At 71.9% G+C, this 16,754-nt stretch carries 15 protein-coding genes and 1 pseudogene; 4 read left to right on the top strand and 12 right to left on the bottom strand.

Annotated elements, in window-relative coordinates; all coding sequences use genetic code 11:
- Positions 1-22: 22 nt before the first annotated feature.
- Entirely contained in the window at positions 23-1,177 is a 1,155-nt protein-coding gene (locus SCNRRL3882_RS16560; protein WP_010041468.1) for an amidase family protein, read from the bottom strand.
- Between the two features lie 5 nt (positions 1,178-1,182).
- Entirely contained in the window at positions 1,183-1,686 is a 504-nt protein-coding gene (locus SCNRRL3882_RS16555; protein WP_010041466.1) for a DUF6668 family protein, read from the bottom strand.
- 160 nt (positions 1,687-1,846) lie between these two features.
- Here SCNRRL3882_RS16555 and SCNRRL3882_RS40985 point away from each other — a divergent pair, with 160 nt between their 5' ends.
- Entirely contained in the window at positions 1,847-3,280 is a 1,434-nt protein-coding gene (locus SCNRRL3882_RS40985) for a tetratricopeptide repeat protein (protein WP_162501114.1), read from the top strand.
- 6 nt (positions 3,281-3,286) lie between these two features.
- On the opposite strand, the gene SCNRRL3882_RS16540 is transcribed toward SCNRRL3882_RS40985, so the two are convergent.
- Both SCNRRL3882_RS16540 and SCNRRL3882_RS16535 read right to left on the bottom strand, forming a co-directional pair.
- Entirely contained in the window at positions 3,287-4,234 is a 948-nt protein-coding gene (locus SCNRRL3882_RS16540; RefSeq protein ID WP_010041461.1) for a M28 family metallopeptidase, read from the bottom strand.
- Between the two features lie 137 nt (positions 4,235-4,371).
- On the bottom strand, positions 4,372-4,839 hold the full coding sequence (locus SCNRRL3882_RS16535; protein WP_010041459.1) for a VOC family protein: 468 nt from the start codon (positions 4,837-4,839) through the stop codon (positions 4,372-4,374).
- Between the two features lie 21 nt (positions 4,840-4,860).
- Between SCNRRL3882_RS16535 and SCNRRL3882_RS16530 the strand changes: the two genes are divergently transcribed.
- Entirely contained in the window at positions 4,861-5,472 is a 612-nt protein-coding gene (locus tag SCNRRL3882_RS16530; RefSeq protein WP_010041456.1) for a CGNR zinc finger domain-containing protein, read from the top strand.
- Here the strand turns inward: SCNRRL3882_RS16530 and SCNRRL3882_RS16525 are convergent.
- Positions 5,459-5,914, bottom strand: coding sequence for a winged helix-turn-helix transcriptional regulator (locus tag SCNRRL3882_RS16525; RefSeq protein ID WP_029181276.1), 456 nt, complete (start codon positions 5,912-5,914; stop codon positions 5,459-5,461). The genes SCNRRL3882_RS16530 and SCNRRL3882_RS16525 overlap by 14 nt on opposite strands.
- Positions 5,915-6,005: 91 nt before the next feature.
- Here SCNRRL3882_RS16525 and SCNRRL3882_RS16520 point away from each other — a divergent pair.
- Positions 6,006-7,160 (top strand): annotated as a pseudogene (locus tag SCNRRL3882_RS16520) (MFS transporter); the annotation flags it as partial.
- Between the two features lie 80 nt (positions 7,161-7,240).
- Here SCNRRL3882_RS16520 and rarD read toward each other — a convergent pair.
- Together rarD and SCNRRL3882_RS16510 are read right to left on the bottom strand one after the other, a co-directional pair.
- Positions 7,241-8,254 carry an EamA family transporter RarD gene (gene rarD, locus SCNRRL3882_RS16515; protein WP_029181275.1) on the bottom strand — a complete coding sequence of 338 codons (1,014 nt, stop codon included), beginning with the start codon at positions 8,252-8,254 and terminating at the stop codon, positions 7,241-7,243.
- A 131-nt stretch (positions 8,255-8,385) separates the two neighbouring features.
- The gene (locus SCNRRL3882_RS16510) at positions 8,386-9,240 is read right to left on the bottom strand and encodes an SDR family oxidoreductase (RefSeq protein WP_010041446.1); all 855 of its coding nucleotides are present in this window, start codon (positions 9,238-9,240) and stop codon (positions 8,386-8,388) included.
- Between the two features lie 91 nt (positions 9,241-9,331).
- Between SCNRRL3882_RS16510 and SCNRRL3882_RS16505 the strand changes: the two genes are divergently transcribed.
- The gene (locus SCNRRL3882_RS16505) at positions 9,332-9,718 is read left to right on the top strand and encodes a winged helix-turn-helix transcriptional regulator (RefSeq protein ID WP_010041444.1); all 387 of its coding nucleotides are present in this window, start codon (positions 9,332-9,334) and stop codon (positions 9,716-9,718) included.
- Positions 9,719-9,752: 34 nt separating this feature from the next.
- Here the strand turns inward: SCNRRL3882_RS16505 and SCNRRL3882_RS16500 are convergent, their stop codons facing one another.
- The 5 genes from SCNRRL3882_RS16500 to SCNRRL3882_RS16480 all read right to left on the bottom strand — a co-directional run bounded on the left by SCNRRL3882_RS16500 (position 9,753) and on the right by SCNRRL3882_RS16480 (position 16,523).
- Positions 9,753-10,832, bottom strand: coding sequence for a 2-oxoacid:ferredoxin oxidoreductase subunit beta (locus SCNRRL3882_RS16500; protein WP_010041443.1), 1,080 nt, complete (start codon positions 10,830-10,832; stop codon positions 9,753-9,755).
- Positions 10,825-12,753, bottom strand: a complete 1,929-nt coding sequence (locus SCNRRL3882_RS16495) for a 2-oxoacid:acceptor oxidoreductase subunit alpha (RefSeq protein ID WP_029181274.1) — start codon at positions 12,751-12,753, stop codon at positions 10,825-10,827. The genes SCNRRL3882_RS16500 and SCNRRL3882_RS16495 overlap by 8 nt, the downstream gene beginning before the upstream one ends.
- Positions 12,754-12,977: 224 nt before the next feature.
- The gene (locus tag SCNRRL3882_RS16490) at positions 12,978-13,637 is read right to left on the bottom strand and encodes a response regulator transcription factor (RefSeq protein ID WP_010041434.1); all 660 of its coding nucleotides are present in this window, start codon (positions 13,635-13,637) and stop codon (positions 12,978-12,980) included.
- Between the two features lie 175 nt (positions 13,638-13,812).
- Complete coding sequence (locus SCNRRL3882_RS16485) at positions 13,813-15,174, bottom strand: sensor histidine kinase (protein ID WP_010041431.1); 1,362 nt, start codon at positions 15,172-15,174, stop codon at positions 13,813-13,815.
- 128 nt (positions 15,175-15,302) lie between these two features.
- Positions 15,303-16,523 (bottom strand): sensor histidine kinase, encoded by a 1,221-nt coding sequence (locus tag SCNRRL3882_RS16480; protein ID WP_010041429.1) that lies wholly within the window; start codon positions 16,521-16,523, stop codon positions 15,303-15,305.
- Positions 16,524-16,754 lie beyond the last annotated feature (231 nt).

Genomic DNA, 16,754 nt, shown 5'->3' with positions numbered 1-16,754 from the left:
TCTAAATCCGCCAGGGGCGCCATCAGCCCCCGATGCGCGGCTCCGCCTCCCGTGCCACGGCCAGCAGCAGCGCCTCCCGGCCGTGCGGCGCCACCAGGTGCAGCCCGGCCGGGCAGCCGTCAGCGCCGAAGCCCGCCGGAAGGCTCAGCGCCGGATGCCCGCTGAGGTTGAACGCCCAGGTGAGGGAGGTGGAGTAGCGGTCGCCCGGGCCGTCGTGCCCGTGCGGCGGGGTGGGCGTGGTCGGCGTCAGCAGCAGCTCCGCTTCGGCGAACAGTCCGGCCAGCCGCCGGTCGTTCTCCGCCCGGACGCGGTGGGCTCCGCCCGGATCGGCACCGGGTGTGCGCAGGGCGAGCCAGGCGGGCCCGGGGTCCGCGAGCCGCAACGGCACGCGCGGCCGTACGAGCCGTAGGACACCGGCCGCCGCGAGCCGTTCGACCGCCGCCCGGGCCAGCGCGACGGGCTCCGGGTCGGGCTCCGCGAAGCCCAGGTCGGGCGACCAGACGGCGGTGACCGGGAGCGGCGTGCCGGTCGGCACCGGCTCCTGCGACACCACGTGCCACCAACTCGCCGCGTCCGACGCCGAGCGGGCGAGCACACCGGGGACGGCGAGCCCCGTACCGTCGGCGGAGGGCAGCCGTCCGGCCGTGGTCTTCAGGCCGGTCACCCCGCACCAGGCCGCCGGGATCCGCACCGACCCGGCCCCGTCGCTGCCCGTCGCCAGCGGCACCAGCCCGGCCGCCACCGCCACCGCTGCCCCGGCCGACGAGCCGCCCGGCGTACGGTCCGCGCGCCACGGGTTGACGGTCCGGCCGCGCGCGCCGAGCCCCCAGGTCCGCCAGGGCGTTCCCGGCCCGGGCACCGAGGTCGCGCCCACGGCGACACAACCGGCCGCGAGCAACGGCCCCGCCGCACGCAGCCCGTGCCGCCCCTTCACCGCGATCGGCACCCCGGCCAGCGGCAGCGCTTCCCTCTTTCGGGGGACATCTGCGGCACGCCCGGCGAGCAGCGCGTCCACCTCGCCGGCCCGCCGCAACGCGTCCTCGCGCCAGACCTCGACGAACGCGCACAGCTCCGGATCGGCCCGCTCGATCCGCTCCAGCGCCGCCCCGATCACGTCGACCGCGCGCAGCTCCCGGGCCCGCACGCCCGCCGCGATCTCCCCGGCCGACAGGGACACCGCCGTCAGCGCGCCGCTCCCGTCAGCCGGACCAGGGCCGATGTCTCGCGCGGCGGATGCCCCGGCTCGCCCAGCCGCCAGGCCGGCACCCAGGGCACGCGGTACACGTCGATGACCGACTCCAGGGACTTGACCCGCTGGGCGAGCGGACGCGGCAGCCGGCCCGGAGCGTCCGCCACGAGGACGACGGCATCGAGGTCCAGCCCGGGCGGGGCCTGACCGCGCCGGAAGACATCCACAGCACCGGCGACCGAGTCCAGCCCGGCCGCGTGCGTCCGCGCGACCAGCAGCACCGACGGCGGATCGCCCGGCCCGGGCCAGGCGCGGCCGCTGTCATGGCCGCCGTAGACCGCGGCGAGGGTGGAGACGCCCGCGCCGCCGTGTGTGCCGACCCAGGAGAAACGCCGTGCCGCGGCATGGGCGTGAGCGGGCCCCGGCGCCCCCGGCCCCTGGCCGGTCACCGGGCCGCGGATCCAGATCTCCGGCCCCTGTCGCATGCCTGTCTGCATGCCCCTCTCCTCCCTCGTGCTCCTGATCCTCATGCCATCCGGAACGATCCATACCGGGACCTGGAATCCTTGGGACGAGCCTGTGACACCGCGGTGACGTGAGAAACGGGAGCGAGCGGACACACTCGACACTAGGTGTACGACGCCGAATGAGGGGACGATGGCTCGACTCAGCCGCGAGAAGAAGCGGGAACAGAAGCAGGCCGCGCACGCGGCGACCCCGGCGGCGCCGATCGACGTCCGTGTCCCCGGGGCCGGAGCGGACCCGGCAGGAGCGGCGCCGGGAGCCGGAGCGGGGGGTGTCTGCGACGGTGCGTCGGTCGGCGGCGTCCCCGTCTTCGCGGCCCCCGGCGAGGAGATCCAGCAGGCCGTCCTGAACCGCCTTCACCACATCGCCCTGGCCACCGGCCATCCCGTCCTCGCCACGGTCCACGACGAGCGCATCGGCTACGTCGTGCCCCTCCAGGTCGACCCGGACGGCTCCAGCCGCTTCACCGCCGAGCCGGTCCGCACGGCCCCGCCGGAGGACGCCGTCGCCGCCGCGGGAACGCCTGCGGCGGGTGCGGTGACGGAGCCGCCCGTTCCACCGCCCGGACCGACACCGCCCGGACCGACGCCGCCCGGACCGACGCCGCCCGGACCGACGCCGCCCGGACCGACGCCGCCCGGACCGACGCCGCCCGCGCCGGAGCCGCAGCACCCGCAGGACGACAGGGCCACGCACGTCCTGCGCCCCGCACAGGAGCCCGGCCGTGGCCCGGCCTCGACGTTCCCGCTGCGGGCGGTGCCCGAACCGCAGCCGGCCGATCAGCCCGTACCGACCTTCGAGCTGCGAGCCGTCACCGAGTCGCCGCGGCCCGAACCGGAAGACACGCGGCCGGGCCCGGCCACGACACCCCCCGGCACCGTCGCGCCCCCGACCGGAGAGTTCGGCCCGCCGCCGCTCATGGACGTCAGGCCGCTCCCCGTCCCGGGGACCGGCCCGGGCCCGCAGCGCAGGCGCGAACCCGAGCCGATGTCCGAAGCGGAGCTGCTCGCGGCCGAAGCCGACGCCAAGCCGACCCCCGCCCGCGGCTTCGACGCCGTCGCGGAGGCCGTGCTCGGCGACGAACCCCTCGGCGCCCCGGGCGACCCGGCCGCCCCCGCCCTCCTCGCGGAGCCGATCGCGCGGATCAACGAGGCCGTCAAGGAGGGCCGGATCGACGCGGCGGCCGGGCTGGCGGACCAGACCGTCGTGGAGGCGTCGGGGACGCTCGGGCCGGAGCACCCCGAGGTGCTCCGGCTGCGCGAACTCACCGCGTACATCTCCTACTTGTCCGGTGATCCGCTCCGTGCCTTCCGGTTGTCCCTCGACCTGGCCGCCGCCCGCCGCCGCACGGGTGACGCCGAGGCCGCCTACGGCAACGTGCAGAGCGCGGCCACCGCCTGGCGCGCCGTGCGCGACCCCGCGGTGGGGCTGGAGCTGGGCCGGGACCTGATCGGCCTGTGGACCGAACTCGCCGGCGAGGACGGCCCCGCCGCCGAGGAGATCGAGCAACTGGAGTCGGCCCGCGCCCGCATGGGCCGGCTGACCGAACGGGCCCGCAACCAGTAGGCGCCGTTACTGCGACAGCTCCCACACCGCGTACGCGACGGCGTCGCTGTTGCGGTCGAGGGCGGTGTCGTCGATGTTGGCGGTGGTGTCGCAGGAGGAGTGGTAGCAGCGGTCGAAGGCCCGCCCGGCCGTACCGCCCCACTTGGCCGCCTGCGCCGCCGTCTTCGTCCGGCTGGCCCCGGTGAACAGGCCGCCCACCGGCACGCCCGCGCTCTTGAAGGGCGCGTGGTCGGAGCGGCCGTCGCCCTCGGTCTCGATCTCGGTCGGGACGCCGAGGCCACTGAAGTACTCCTTGAAGGTCTTCTCGATCGCCGGGTCGTCGTCGTAGACGAAGTAGCCGGGGTTCGGGGAGCCGATCATGTCGAAGTTCAGGTAGGCGCTGATCCTCGAACGGTCCCCGGTGGCCAGCCGGCTGACGTAGTGGCGGGAGCCGACCAGGCCGAGTTCCTCCGCGCCCCACCAGGCGAACCGCAGGTGCTTGGTGGGCTTGTACTGCGCCCGGGACACCGCGAGGGCGGTCTCCAGGACGGCGGCCGAGCCGGACCCGTTGTCGTTGATGCCGGGCCCGGAGGAGACGCTGTCGAGGTGCGAGCCGGCCATCACGACCTGGTTCGCGTCGCCGCCGGGCCAGTCGGCGATCAGGTTGTAGCCGGTGCGGCCGGAGGCGGTGAACTGCTGGACCGTGGTGGTGTACCCGGCCGCGTCCAGCTTGGCCTTGATGTGGTCGATCGAGGCCTTGTAGCCGGCGCGGCCGTGCGCGCGGTTGCCGCCGTTGGCGGTGGCGATGGACTGGAGCTGGGAGAGGTGGGCCTTGACGCCCGCCAGGGGTATGTCGGGCGCGGCGGCCGGTCTTGGGGGAGCGGACGCGGCGTCCGCCACGGCACCGCCGGTCAGGAGCATGGCGGTCGCCACGGCACCTGCCGCCACGGCACGCGCGGATGCGGAGAGCTTCATGTGGGGGCTCCGAATTCCATGGGGAAGCCCGTGGGTGTCCACGGGCGCCCACAGTGAATGGGGTGCCTGGATGGTGAAGCCCCGGCTGAATATCCGTCAAGAGCCTTAAGTGGCCAGACAGTTGGGTTGTCGCCGCACTAGTGCACGCAGAACTCGTTTCCCTCCGGATCCTCCATCACGACCCATGCCGTGCCCTGCTCCGCCACTCGCCGCAGCACGCTCGCCCCGAGCCTCTCCAGGCGTACCACCTCGTCCTCGCGCGTCCCTTGACCGGGGTGCAGGTCCAGGTGGAGCCGGTTCTTGACCGTCTTCGCCTCCGGCACCCGCTGGAACAGCAACCGCCGCCCCAGCCCGGTCCCGCTCTCCTTGTCGTACGGGTCGTCGGGATGCCGTACGGCGACCAGGTCCCGGAAGGCGCGCCGGCCGTGGAACTCGACCGTGACGTCGGCCGGTACGGCGCCGGAGTCCAGCAGCCTCTCGATGAGCGTGTTGTTGTCCTCGACCTCGTAGCGCAGCGCGGCGGCCCAGAAGTCGGCCTGTGCCTGCGGGTTCGCGCAGTCGATGACGATCTTCCAGTGGAGGGGGTGCGGAGTGTTGTCGGCCATGTAACCACTTATATTGGTTACGTGAATGAGCGCGCAACGGAAACGCCGGGACTGAGGCTGACTTCGTACGGGGGGAAGGTCTTCCGCTTCGACCCCGGCGCCCTGTGCCTGGAGCTGCTGACGACGGGCGGCCCGGGGGAGTTCGCGCGGTACGAGGTGCTGCACGAGCCCGCCGACCTGGTCGCCTGGATCGCCCGCAGCCGTCTCCCGGACGGCTTGGACATCACCGTCACCGAGGACGAGCTGGAGCGCGTGCGCACCCTGCGCGACGCCGTGTTCCCGCTCGCCGCCGACCGCGCCCACGGCCGCCCGCTGCAAGCCGCCGACCTGGACGTCGTCAACGCCGCCGCGGCCGGGCCGCCGCTGGTCCCCCGCATCGAGCCGGACGGCACCCGTGCCTGGGCCCCGGGCGCCACCGGAGCCCACCTGCTCTCCACGGTCGCCCGGGACGCGATCGACCTGTTCACCGGCCCCTACGCACACCGCGTCCGCGAATGCGGGGCCCACAACTGCTACCTGCTCTTCGTCGACACCTCCCGCCCGGGCCGCCGCCGCTGGTGCGCGATGGAGCACTGCGGCAACCGCGAGAAGGCCCGGGCGCACCGGTCCCGCCAGGCTCCTAGGACGCCGTAGCCTCCGCGGCCCGCGCCTCCGACTCACGGGCGTCGTAGGCGCTGCGGGCCGCCGCGATCTCCTCCTGGTGCCGCTCCGTCCAGGTCACCAGCGACTGGATGGTGGTGTGCAGGGTCCGGCCGAGGGAGGTCAGTTCGTACTCGACCCGCGGCGGCACCACCGGGTGCACCGTCCGCTTCACCAGGCCGTCCCGCTCCAGCGACCGCAGCGTCACCGTCAGCATCCGCTGGCTGACCCCGTCGATCTCCCGGCGCAGCTCGGTGAAGCGCAGCCGCCGGTTCTCCAGCAGCGCGATGACGAGCAGTGACCACTTGTCGGCGATCCGGTCGAGGATCTGCCGGACCTGGCAGTCCTCGCGGGTGTCCCACTGGAAGGGATCGGCGTCGCCGTAGTCCACGGTGCTCGCGCAGTTACTCGGTGACTTCGAAGTGCCTTCTTCCATGTCTGTCGATGCTGCCGCAGGGTGGTCGTGGTTACAAGAGGGAACCGACCCTCACTTGCGTAACCACCGGTGACAAGAGGAGTGTTGACTCATGGGCACCCGTGCCTGGGCGCTGCTGTTGGTCCTCTGCGGGACGATCTTTCTCGAAGGCATCGATGTCGCGATGATGGCGGTGGCGATCCCGGCCATCCGCTCCGACCTCGGTCTGGCCACCGACACCGCGGCCTGGGTGATGAGCGGCTACGTGCTCGGTTACGCCGGCTTCACCCTGCTGGGCGGCCGGGCGGCCGATCTGCTCGGGCGGCGGCGGATGTTCCTGCTCTGGCTGGCCGTCTTCCTCGCCTTCTCGGGGCTCGGCGGCTTCGCGACCGAGGGCTGGATGCTGGTCGTCGCCCGATTCGTCACGGGCGTCGCCGCCGCGTTCATGACCCCGGCCGCGCTCTCCCTGATCACGACCTCGTACGCGGAGGGGCCGCAGCGCAACAAGGCCCTGCTGGTCTTCGCCGGCACGGGCGCGGCCGGCTTCTCCCTCGGCCTCGTCATCGGCGGTCTGCTCACCCAGCTCGGCTGGCGCTGGGTGTTCTTCGCGCCGGTCCTGCTGGCAGCGGCGCTGCTCGCCGCGGCCGTACGCCTGGTGCCCCGGCAGGACGGGCCGCCCGCCCGCCGGCGCGGGTTCGACCTGCCCGGCGTGCTCACCGCCGCCGGCGCCATGCTGCTGGCCGCCTACACCGTCGTACGCCTCGAGCACGGGCTGCACGACTGGCCGCTCACCGTGGTCTCCGGCCTCGCGGCGCTCGTCCTGGCCGGTGCCTTCGTCGTGGTCGAACGCCGCTGCCCGGATCCGCTCGTCCGCCTCGGCATCCTGCGCCAGGGCCCCGTCGTGCGCGCCGACCTCGGAGCGCTGCTCTTCCTCGGGGCCTTCTTCGGCTTCCAGTTCGTCGTCACGCTCTATCTCCAGGAACTGCGGGGCTGGTCACCCCTCATGACGGCGGTGGCCCTGATCGTCATGGGCGTCGACGCCGTCCTCGCCCCGACGCTCACCCCGAAACTGGTCGCCCGCTTCGGCAACGCCCAGGTGATCGTCGGCGGCTTCGTCCTGGCCGTGATCGCGTACGCGCTGTTCCTGCCGGTCGGCATGGACTGGTCCTACGCCGCGATGTTCCCCACCCTGTTCCTCTCGGGCCTCGCCTTCGCCCTGGCCTACGGACCGCTGACGATCGCGGCGACGGACGGGGTGACCGGGTCGGAGCAGGGCCTGGCCGGCGGTCTGCTGACCACCGCCACGCAGTTCGGCTCCGCCATCGGCATCTCGGCGGTGACCGCGGTCTACGGCTTGGCGTCCACCGGGTCCGGCTCCGAGGCCACGCTGTCGGCGTTCCGGGCGGCGCTCACCGTGCCGGTGGTCCTGGTGGTGCTGGGCACGTTGATCTCGCTGGTCAGCGTGCGGGAGGCCCGGCGGGCGGTGCGCAGGGCGTCCCAGGTGAGCAGCGTCAGCGCCAGCCACACCAGCGCGAACCCGGCCCAGCGCTCCGGCGGCATCGCCTCGTGGAAGTAGAAGACGCCGAGCAGGAACTGGAAGACCGGCGTCAGGTACTGCAACAGGCCGATCGTGGACAGGGGCACGCGGATGGCGGCGGCGCCGAAGCAGACCAGGGGCAGCGCAGTGACGATCCCGGCCGAGGCGAGCAGCACCGCGTGCCCCGCGCCCTCGGTGGTGAAGGTGGAGTCGCCCCGCGCGGTCAGCCACACCAGGAAGCCGAGCGCGGGCAGGAACTGGACCACGGTCTCGGCGGCCAGCGACTCCACGCCGCCGAGGTTCAGCTTCTTCTTCACCAGCCCGTACGTGGCGAAGGAGAAGGCGAGGCCGAGGGAGATCCACGGGGGCCGGCCGAACCCGACGGTCAGTACGACGACCGCCGCGACGCCGGTCCCGACCGCCAGCCACTGCACCGGCCGCAGCCGCTCCTTCAGCAGCAGCACACCCATCGCGATGGTGACCAGCGGGTTGATGAAGTACCCGAGCGAGGCCTCGACGACGTGGCCGGAGTTCACGGCCCAGATGTACAGGCCCCAGTTGAGGGTGATGACCGTCGCGGCGACCGTGACGAGGCCCAGCCTGCGCGGCTGCCGCAGCAGCTCACCGGCCCAGGCCCAGCGGCGCAGCACGAGCAGGGCGGCGCCCACGAAGACCAGCGACCACACCATCCGGTGGGCCAGGATCTCCACCGCCCCCGCGGGCTTCAGCAGGGGCCAGAAGAGGGGGACGAGCCCCCACATCCCGTAGGCCGCGAAGCCGTTCAGCAGTCCTATGTGCCGCTCACCCCTCGGCTTGCCGCTCACGGGTCCCTCCTCCGTACGTGGTGTTCCGCGTCCACGACGGTAACGCCGGGCGCCCCCGGCTGTCATGTCCGTATCGGCATACGGTCATGACAGCCGGGGGCGGTGGCGTCTCAGGGGCCCGCCGGGGGAGATCAGCCCTTGAGCGCCGCGGCGATGGCTTCGGAGAGCGGGGTGGTCGGGCGGCCCGTCAGCCGGGACAGGTCGCCGGTGGAGACGACCAGCTCGCCCTTCTCGATGGAGGCGTCCACGCCCGCGAGCGTCCGCGCCAGCGGCTCGGGCAGGCCGGCGCCGGTCAGGATTCCGGTGAGCACCTCGGTCGACACCGCGTTGTAGGTGATCTCCCTGCCGGTCTGGCGGCTCAGCTCGGCCGCGTACTCGGCGAAGCTCCACGGGGTGTCGCCGCCCAGCTCGTACGTCTTGTTCTCGTGCCCCTCGCCGGTCAGCACGGCGACGGCCGCAGCGGCGTAGTCGGCGCGCGAGGCGGAGGAGACCTTGCCCTCGCCGGCGGCGGCCACGACCGCGTTGTGCTCCAGCACCGGGGCGAGGTTCTCGGTGTAGTTCTCGTGGTACCAGCCGTTGCGCAGCAGGGTGTAGGGAACGCCGGAGTCCAGCAGCAGTTCCTCGGTGCCGCGGTGGTCGTCGGCGAGCGCGGCGGTCAGCGTGCCCGGGGCGCTGGTGTAGGCGAGCAGGGCCACACCGGCCGCCTTGGCGGCGTCGATGACGACCTTGTGCTGCTGCACACGACCCTTGTCGAACTCGTTGCCGGAGACCAGCAGCACCTTGTCACCGGCGGAGAAGAGCCCGTCGAAGGACGCCGGGGCGTTGTAGTCGGCCAGCGCGATCCGCACACCGCGCTCCGCGAGGTCGGCGGCCTTCTCCGCGTTGCGGACGACCGCGGTGATCTGCTCGGCGGGGACCTTCTCCAGCAGCTGCTCCACGACGTGACGGCCGAGGTTTCCGGTGGCTCCGGTGACGATGATGCTCATGAGGGCGACTCTCCTTGTGGGGTGCGATGGCACTAACCCTACGAGAGGCGCTAACTGTTGGAAAGTACCCACTTTGAAGTAAGGTACTGGCATGGCAGTAATCAACAGCGAGGCCGAGGTCCTGTGTCCGTACCGGCTGGTGCTGGAGCACGTCACCAGCCGCTGGGGCGTGCTCGTACTGATCGAGCTTCTGGACCGCCCGCACCGGTTCAGCGAGCTGCGCCGGGCGATCAGCCGTTACGGGGGCCGGGGCGTCAGCGAGAAGATGCTCACGCAGACGCTCCAGACCCTGGAGCGCGACGGCCTCGTCCACCGCGACGCCAAGCCCGTGATCCCGCCCCGCGTCGACTACTCCCTCACGGATCTGGGTCGCGAGGCCGCCGAGCAGGTGCGGGCCCTCTCCCAGTGGACGCACCGGCGCATGGACGACGTGGAGAAGGCCCGCCGGGCATACGACGAGGCCCGGGCCGCGTCCTGAGACGGTCCCGGGCCTCGCTCTGCGAGGGGCATGCTCAGCCGACGACCGTCCAGGTGTCGCCGCCCGCCAGCAGCGCCGCCAGGTCGCCCTTGCCGTGCTGCTCGATCGCGCTGTCCAACTGGTCGGCCATCTGCGTGTCGTAGACGGGCCGGTCGACGGAGCGCAGGACACCGATCGGCGTGTGGTGCAGGGTGTCCGGGTCGGCCAGGCGGGACAGCGCGAACGCCGTGGTCGGGGACTCGGCGTGCGCGTCGTGGACGAGCACCTGGTCCTCGTTCTCCGGCGTCACCGCCACCACCTTCAGATCACCGGTCGCCCGGTCCCGGACGACACCCTTGGCCAGGTCGCTGCCGAAGCGGATCGGCTTGCCGTGCTCCAGCCGGATCACGGCCTCCTCGGCCTGCCGCTTGTCCTTGAGGGCGTCGAAGGCACCGTCGTTGAAGATGTTGCAGTTCTGGTAGATCTCGATCAGGGCCGTGCCCTGGTGGGCGGAGGCCTGGCGCAGCACCTCCGTCAGGTGCTTGCGGTCGGAGTCGACGGTCCGCGCCACGAACGACGCCTCCGCGCCGATCGCCAGCGACACCGGGTTGAAGGGCGCGTCCAGCGAGCCCATCGGCGTCGACTTGGTGATCTTCCCGACCTCGGAGGTCGGCGAGTACTGGCCCTTGGTCAGACCGTAGATCCGGTTGTTGAACAGCAGGATCTTGAGGTTGACGTTGCGGCGCAGGGCGTGGATCAGGTGGTTGCCGCCGATGGACAGCGCGTCACCGTCACCCGTGACGACCCACACCGACAGGTCGCGGCGGGAGCTGGCCAGACCCGTGGCGATGGCCGGTGCGCGGCCGTGGATGGAGTGCATCCCGTACGTGTTCATGTAGTACGGGAAGCGGGAGGAACAGCCGATGCCCGAGACGAAGACGATGTTCTCCTTCGCCAGCCCCAGCTCGGGCATGAAGCCCTGCACCGCGGCGAGGATGGCGTAGTCGCCGCAGCCAGGGCACCAGCGCACTTCCTGATCGGACTTGAAGTCCTTCATCGACTGCCTGCCCTCGGCCTTGGGGACGAGGGAAAGCGCCTCGATGGTGCCCGTGCCTTGTGTGGACGTCTCAGCCATCGATGGCCTCCTTCAGAGCCGAGGCGAGCTGCTCCGCCTTGAACGGCATACCGTTGACCTGGTTGTACGAGTGGGCGTCCACCAGGTACTTCGCCCGGATGAGCGTGGCGAGCTGCCCGAGGTTCATCTCGGGGATCACCACCTTGTCGTAACGCTCGAGGACCGTGCCGAGGTTCTTCGGGAAGGGGTTGAGGTGGCGCAGATGCGCCTGCGCGATGGACTCCCCGGCCCGGCGCAGCCGCCGTACCGCGGCCGTGATCGGCCCGTACGTCGAGCCCCAGCCGAGGACGAGGGTCCTGGCCTCGTGCGGATCGTCCACGACGAGGTCCGGGACCTCGATGCCGTCCACCTTCGCCTGCCGGGTGCGCACCATGAAGTCGTGGTTGGCCGGGGCGTAGGAGATGTTGCCCGAGCCGTCCTCCTTCTCGATGCCGCCGATCCGGTGCTCCAGCCCCGGCGTGCCCGGGATCGCCCATGGCCGGGCCAGGGTCTGCGGGTCGCGCTTGTACGGCCAGAACACCTCGGTGCCGTCGTCGAGCGTGTGGTTCGGGCCCTGCGCGAACTGCACCCGCAGGTCCGGCAGCTCCTCCAGGTCCGGGACGCGCCACGGCTCGGAGCCGTTGGCCAGGTAACCGTCGGAGAGGAGGAACACCGGCGTCCGGTACGTCAGCGCGATCCGCGCGGCCTCCAGTGCGGCGTCGAAGCAGTCCGCCGGCGTGCGGGGCGCGACCACCGGGACCGGCGCCTCGCCGTTGCGCCCGAACATCGCCTGGAGCAGGTCGGCCTGCTCGGTCTTGGTGGGCAGACCGGTCGACGGGCCACCGCGCTGGATGTCCACGATCAGCAGCGGCAGCTCCAGCGAGACAGCGAGACCGATCGTCTCCGACTTCAGCGCCACACCGGGGCCGCTCGTCGTGGTCACGGCAAGGGAACCGCCGAAGGCCGCGCCCAGCGCCGCCCCGATACCGGCGATCTCGTCCTCGGCCTGGAAGGTCCGCACCCCGAAGTTCTTGTGCTTGCTCAGCTCGTGCAGGATGTCCGACGCCGGGGTGATCGGGTACGACCCCAGGTACAGCGGCAGATCGGCCTGCTGCGAGGCGGCGATCAGGCCGTACGACAGGGCCAGGTTGCCCGAGATGTTGCGGTAGACACCCGGCGGGAACGCCGTGGCCGCCGGGGCGACCTCGTAGGAGACGGCGAAGTCCTCGGTCGTCTCGCCGAAGTTCCAGCCGGCCCGGAAGGCGGCGATGTTGGCCGCCGCGATGTCGGGCTTCTTCGCGAACTTCGACTTGAGGAATCTCTCCGTGCCCTCGGTGGGCCGGTGGTACATCCAGCTCAGCAGGCCCAGCGCGAACATGTTCTTGCTGCGCTCGGCCTCCTTGCGGGTGAGGTCGAACTCCTTCAGCGCCTCCACGGTGAGCGTGGTCAGCGGCACCGGGTGGATCTGATAGCCGTCCAGCGACCCGTCCTCCAGCGGACTGGTCTCGTAGCCGACCTTCTGCATCGCCCGCTTGGTGAACTCGTCCGTGTTGACGATCACCTCGGCACCGCGCGGCAGGTCGCCGATGTTCGCCTTCAGCGCGGCCGGGTTCATCGCCACCAGCACGTTCGGCGCGTCACCGGGCGTGAGGATGTCGTGATCGGCGAAGTGCAGCTGGAAGGACGACACACCCGGCAGGGTCCCGGCGGGCGCCCTGATCTCGGCCGGGAAGTTCGGCAGCGTCGACAGGTCGTTGCCGAACGACGCGGTCTCCGAGGTGAAACGGTCACCGGTGAGCTGCATACCGTCACCCGAGTCCCCCGCGAACCTGATGATCACTCGGTCGAGGCGACGAACGTCCTTCGTGCCCGCCGCTTTGCGCTGCTCTCCTACGACAGTTTCGTCGGCCTGCTCCGCTGGGCTACTGACCTGGCTGGTCACTGAACTGGACCTCCCTCGAGGCGGCTGTCCGGGAAGGCCTTCCCGCAGGCCTTCCCAGGATCAACACTACGACCGCAAGGGTCGCCTTCTTCGGGTCATTCGCATGTTGGACACGACTTTGAGACGTTCGCGCGCCCCGGGTTGCACTGCCGTCCGATCTCTGGTGCTGTCCTCCAAGACGCTCCGCACCCGCCTCGTGGTTCGGTCGGGAACTGGCCGTCCGGTCAGGAATTCAGATACGTCAGCACGGCCAGCACGCGGCGGTGATCCCCCTCGCTCGGGGAGAGCCCCAGCTTCAGGAAGATGTTGCTGACGTGCTTCTCCACCGCTCCGTCACTGACCACCAGCTGCCGGGCGATCGCCGAGTTCGTCCGCCCCTCGGCCATCAGCCCCAGTACCTCCCGCTCCCGCGGGGTCAGCCCCGCGAGCACGTCCTGCTTACGGCTGCGGCCCAGCAACTGCGCGACGACCTCCGGGTCGAGGGCCGTACCGCCCTCGGCCACCCGCACCACCGCGTCCACGAACTCACGCACCTCGGCCACCCGGTCCTTCAGCAGATAGCCGACGCCCCGGCTGGACCCCGCGAGCAACTCCGTCGCGTAGCGCTCCTCCACGTACTGCGACAGCACCAGCACGCCGAGCCCCGGGTTCGCCTTGCGCAACTGCACCGCGGCCCGCACCCCCTCGTCGGTGTGCGTCGGCGGCATCCGCACATCGGCGACCACGACGTCCGGCAGCTCTCCCTGGGCGTCCAGCTCCGTGATGGTCTTGATCAGCGCCGCGCCGTCACCGACCCCGGCGACCACCTCGTGCCCCCGGTCGGTCAGCAGCCGGGTCAGGCCCTCCCTGAGCAGCACTGAATCCTCGGCGATGACCACCCGCACCCTGTCCTCCACGATGTTCGGCCCCCCAGAGCCCGACGCCGCCCGTCCGCAGCCCACAACGGCTCCGCGCCCACCCGTGCGACCGCTCCAGCATTTCAGGAACGAGCGCTGGATGGGGGTGGACCGGCTGGTTGCCCGGCCGATCCGACCGATTCGGGAGGGGGGAAGGCGAAGGTCACCTCACGTGCGCGCCCCGCCACGGCAACTCCGCGGTCACCCGGGTCGGCCCGCCCGCCGGCGAGTCCACCACCAGGATCCCGTCGACCGCGTCGAGCCGCTCCGCCAGCCCCGCCAGCCCCGACCCCTGGGCCACGTCGGCCCCGCCCACGCCGTTGTCCACGACCTGGAGCATCAGCCGGTTCTCCGTCCGCCACACCTCCACGCCGGCCCAGGTCGCCCGTGCGTGCTTGCTGACGTTCTGGAGCAGCTCCGACACCGTGAAGTACGCGATCCCCTCGATCGCCGGCGCCGGCCGCTCCGCCAGATCGACCTCGACCTGCACCGGCACCGTGCAGCGCGAAGCGACCGCGGACAGGGCCGCGTCCAGACCGCGGTCGGTCAGGACCGCCGGATGGATGCCCCGGGCCAGGTCCCGCAGCTCCTGAAGTGCCGTCTTCACCTCACCGTGCGCCTCGTCGACCATCCGCGCGGCCGCCTCCGGATCCTCCTGGAGCTTCTCCTTCGCCAGCCCCAGATCCATGGCCAGGCTGACCAGCCGGGCCTGCGCCCCGTCGTGCAGATCCCGCTCGATGCGCCGCAGGTCGGCCGCGGCCGTGTCGACCACGACCCCCCGGTCCGACTCCAGTTCCACCACCCGCGAGGCCAGCCGCGACGGCCCGAGCAGCCCGTGCACCAGCAGCCGGTCCACCATCGTCAGGGCCCGCACGATCCACGGCGTGGCGATCGTCAGCAGCAGACCCACCAGCGCGGTCACCGTGATCTCGAAGGGGTTGTCGAGGTAGACCCGGTGCGTCTCGTCGCCGTACAGCTGGATCCCGTCCTGCCCCGCGTACATCGGGAACACCCAGAACCACAGCGGGTACGTCAGCAGGGCCCAGCCCAGCACCCAGAGGTTCACGGCGACGACGAACGAGAACACCGCCCACGGCAGATGCAGCACCGCGTACAGCAGGGCCCGCCACGAGGCGCCGCTCTTGAGGACGGCCCCCACCCACGCCATGGCGCCCGGCTTCTTCATCCGCAGCGGCTCCGGGCCGGCCACCTCCAGGTCCAGCAGCGCCCGCGCCCGCAGCCGCTCCAGCGACCCGAGGCCACGGCACCCGGCGAGCGCCGCCGCCAGCACCGGAATGCCGAGGAACGTCACCAGCAGTCCCGCCCCCAGCGACACCATCGTGACCGCGTAGGTGAACAGCAGGATGCTGATCGGCAGGCTGAGCAGCACATATCCGAGCTCACGCCAGGTGCGGCCCTCGACCGGAGCCCGCAGCGCGGCGGGCAGCCGGTGCCGCCGCTCGGTGCTCCCGGGGAACCCCGGCCTGCCGTCGAGCCCGTACCCCTGTCCGTACTCCGTGGCCATCGGTGTCGTCCTTCTCCCTCGTCCTGCGGCTGTCTTCCCGTACCACCACCCTGCTCCGCCGCAGGTCGGCGGACCATGGAGTCCGTCGGCGTCTTGGACGGGGGGTTTTCCCTACCTCCGGACACCCACTAGGGGGCGCGCGTGCCGGAGTCGTCCGTGCGGTCGCGCCAGGGCAGTTCCGCCGTGACCGTCGTCGGGCCGCCCTCGGGGGACTCCAGGACGAACAGCCCGTCGACGGCGTCCAGCCGCTCGGCCAGACCCCTCATCCCCGTACCGCCGTCGAGACTCGCGCCCCCGCGGCCGTCGTCCCACACCTGTATGAGCAGCCGGTCGTTCGTCCGCCACACATCCACCGACGCCGACTTCGCCGCGCTGTGCTTGCTGACGTTCTGGAGCAGCTCCGAGACGGTGAAGTAGGCGATGCCCTCGATGGCCGCGGCCGGCCGCGCCGGCAGTTCGACCGTCACCTTGACCGGGACCGTGCAGCGCGCGGAGACCGCGGACAGGGCCGCGTCCAGACCGCGGTCGGTCAGGACCGCCGGGTGGATGCCGCGCGCGAGGTCCCGCAGCTCCTGGAGCGCCAGCTTCACCTCGCCGTGCGCCTCCTCGACCATCGCCGCCGCCGCGTCGGGGTCCTCCAGCACCTTCTCCTTCGCCAGGCCCAGCCCCATGGCCAGGTTGACCAGCCGGGCCTGCGCCCCGTCGTGCAGATCCCGCTCGATGCGCCGCAGGTCCGCGGCGGCCGTGTCGACCACGACCCCCCGGTCCGACTCCAGCTCGGCGATGCGCCGCTCCAGCTCGTCGGAGGGCGACAGCAGCCCGCGCACCATGGCCCGGTCGGCGTTGGTCAGGCCCCGCGCGATGAACGGCAGCACCGGCCACAGCACGAACAGCGAGGTCAGCGTGGTGGCGAAGGTGAGGACGCCCCACGGCAGCCGTATGAACTCGTACAGCACCGTGCGCCAGCCCACCGGGTCCTTCAGCGACATCCACAGCTTGTGGAGGAAGCCGCCCGAGCCGCGCAGCGGCAGCCTGCTCGGCTCGTCCACCCGCACCCCGAGCAGCGCCCTGGCCCTCGCCCGCTCCATCCGGCCCAGCAGCCGCGCGCCGCTGAGCCCGGCCGCCAGCAGCGGGAACCCGATCACCGTGATCGTCAGACCGAAGCCGGTGAACAGCACCGTCACGACATAGGTGAATCCGAGCAGCGCGACCGGAAGGTTCGCCAGGAGATGCGCGATCTCCTTCCAGGTGTGCCGGTCATAGGCGAGACGGGGCGGCGGCGGGCGGTCGTCCGGTCCTGCCACCGTCGTGGCCCCGCTCGGGTCGGAGGACGGGATGCGTTCGGTCATATGCGTTAGCGTGCCCGGCGGCGGGCACCCGCGCCATGAGGCAGACCGCCAGGATCGACTGAGGAAAACCCCACCCCCGCATGCCAGGGCGTGACGGGCTGCTTACCCTGCCTTTATCAGGGCCTAGACTCCCGTGCGTACAGATCGTCGAACGGCGGCGTCCGTGGTTCCCGGCCGGTCCTCGGAGCCGCGGAATCGTCGCAAGGACCCAGTCCGAGTTTCAGGGAGCGA

The sequence above is a fragment of the Streptomyces chartreusis NRRL 3882 genome (genome assembly GCF_900236475.1).
In the GTDB taxonomy this organism is placed as follows: Bacteria; Actinomycetota; Actinomycetes; order Streptomycetales; family Streptomycetaceae; genus Streptomyces; species Streptomyces chartreusis_D.
This window is presented reverse-complemented; position numbering and strand designations above follow the sequence as displayed.

Bases quoted from the DNA above. Each gene is read 5' to 3' on its own strand.
- SCNRRL3882_RS16535 (WP_010041459.1), bottom strand. From the start codon at position 4,839: ATGGCCGACAACACTCCGCACCCCCTCCACTGGAAGATCGTCATCGAC.
- SCNRRL3882_RS16480 (WP_010041429.1), bottom strand. From the start codon at position 16,523: ATGACCGAACGCATCCCGTCCTCCGACCCGAGCGGGGCCACGACGGTG.
- SCNRRL3882_RS40985 (WP_162501114.1), top strand. From the start codon at position 1,847: ATGGCTCGACTCAGCCGCGAGAAGAAGCGGGAACAGAAGCAGGCCGCG.
- SCNRRL3882_RS16525 (WP_029181276.1), bottom strand. From the start codon at position 5,914: ATGGAAGAAGGCACTTCGAAGTCACCGAGTAACTGCGCGAGCACCGTG.
- SCNRRL3882_RS16485 (WP_010041431.1), bottom strand. From the start codon at position 15,174: ATGGCCACGGAGTACGGACAGGGGTACGGGCTCGACGGCAGGCCGGGG.
- SCNRRL3882_RS16510 (WP_010041446.1), bottom strand. From the start codon at position 9,240: ATGAGCATCATCGTCACCGGAGCCACCGGAAACCTCGGCCGTCACGTC.
- SCNRRL3882_RS16540 (WP_010041461.1), bottom strand. From the start codon at position 4,234: ATGAAGCTCTCCGCATCCGCGCGTGCCGTGGCGGCAGGTGCCGTGGCG.
- SCNRRL3882_RS16500 (WP_010041443.1), bottom strand. From the start codon at position 10,832: ATGGCTGAGACGTCCACACAAGGCACGGGCACCATCGAGGCGCTTTCC.
- SCNRRL3882_RS16555 (WP_010041466.1), bottom strand. From the start codon at position 1,686: ATGCAGACAGGCATGCGACAGGGGCCGGAGATCTGGATCCGCGGCCCG.
- SCNRRL3882_RS16505 (WP_010041444.1), top strand. From the start codon at position 9,332: ATGGCAGTAATCAACAGCGAGGCCGAGGTCCTGTGTCCGTACCGGCTG.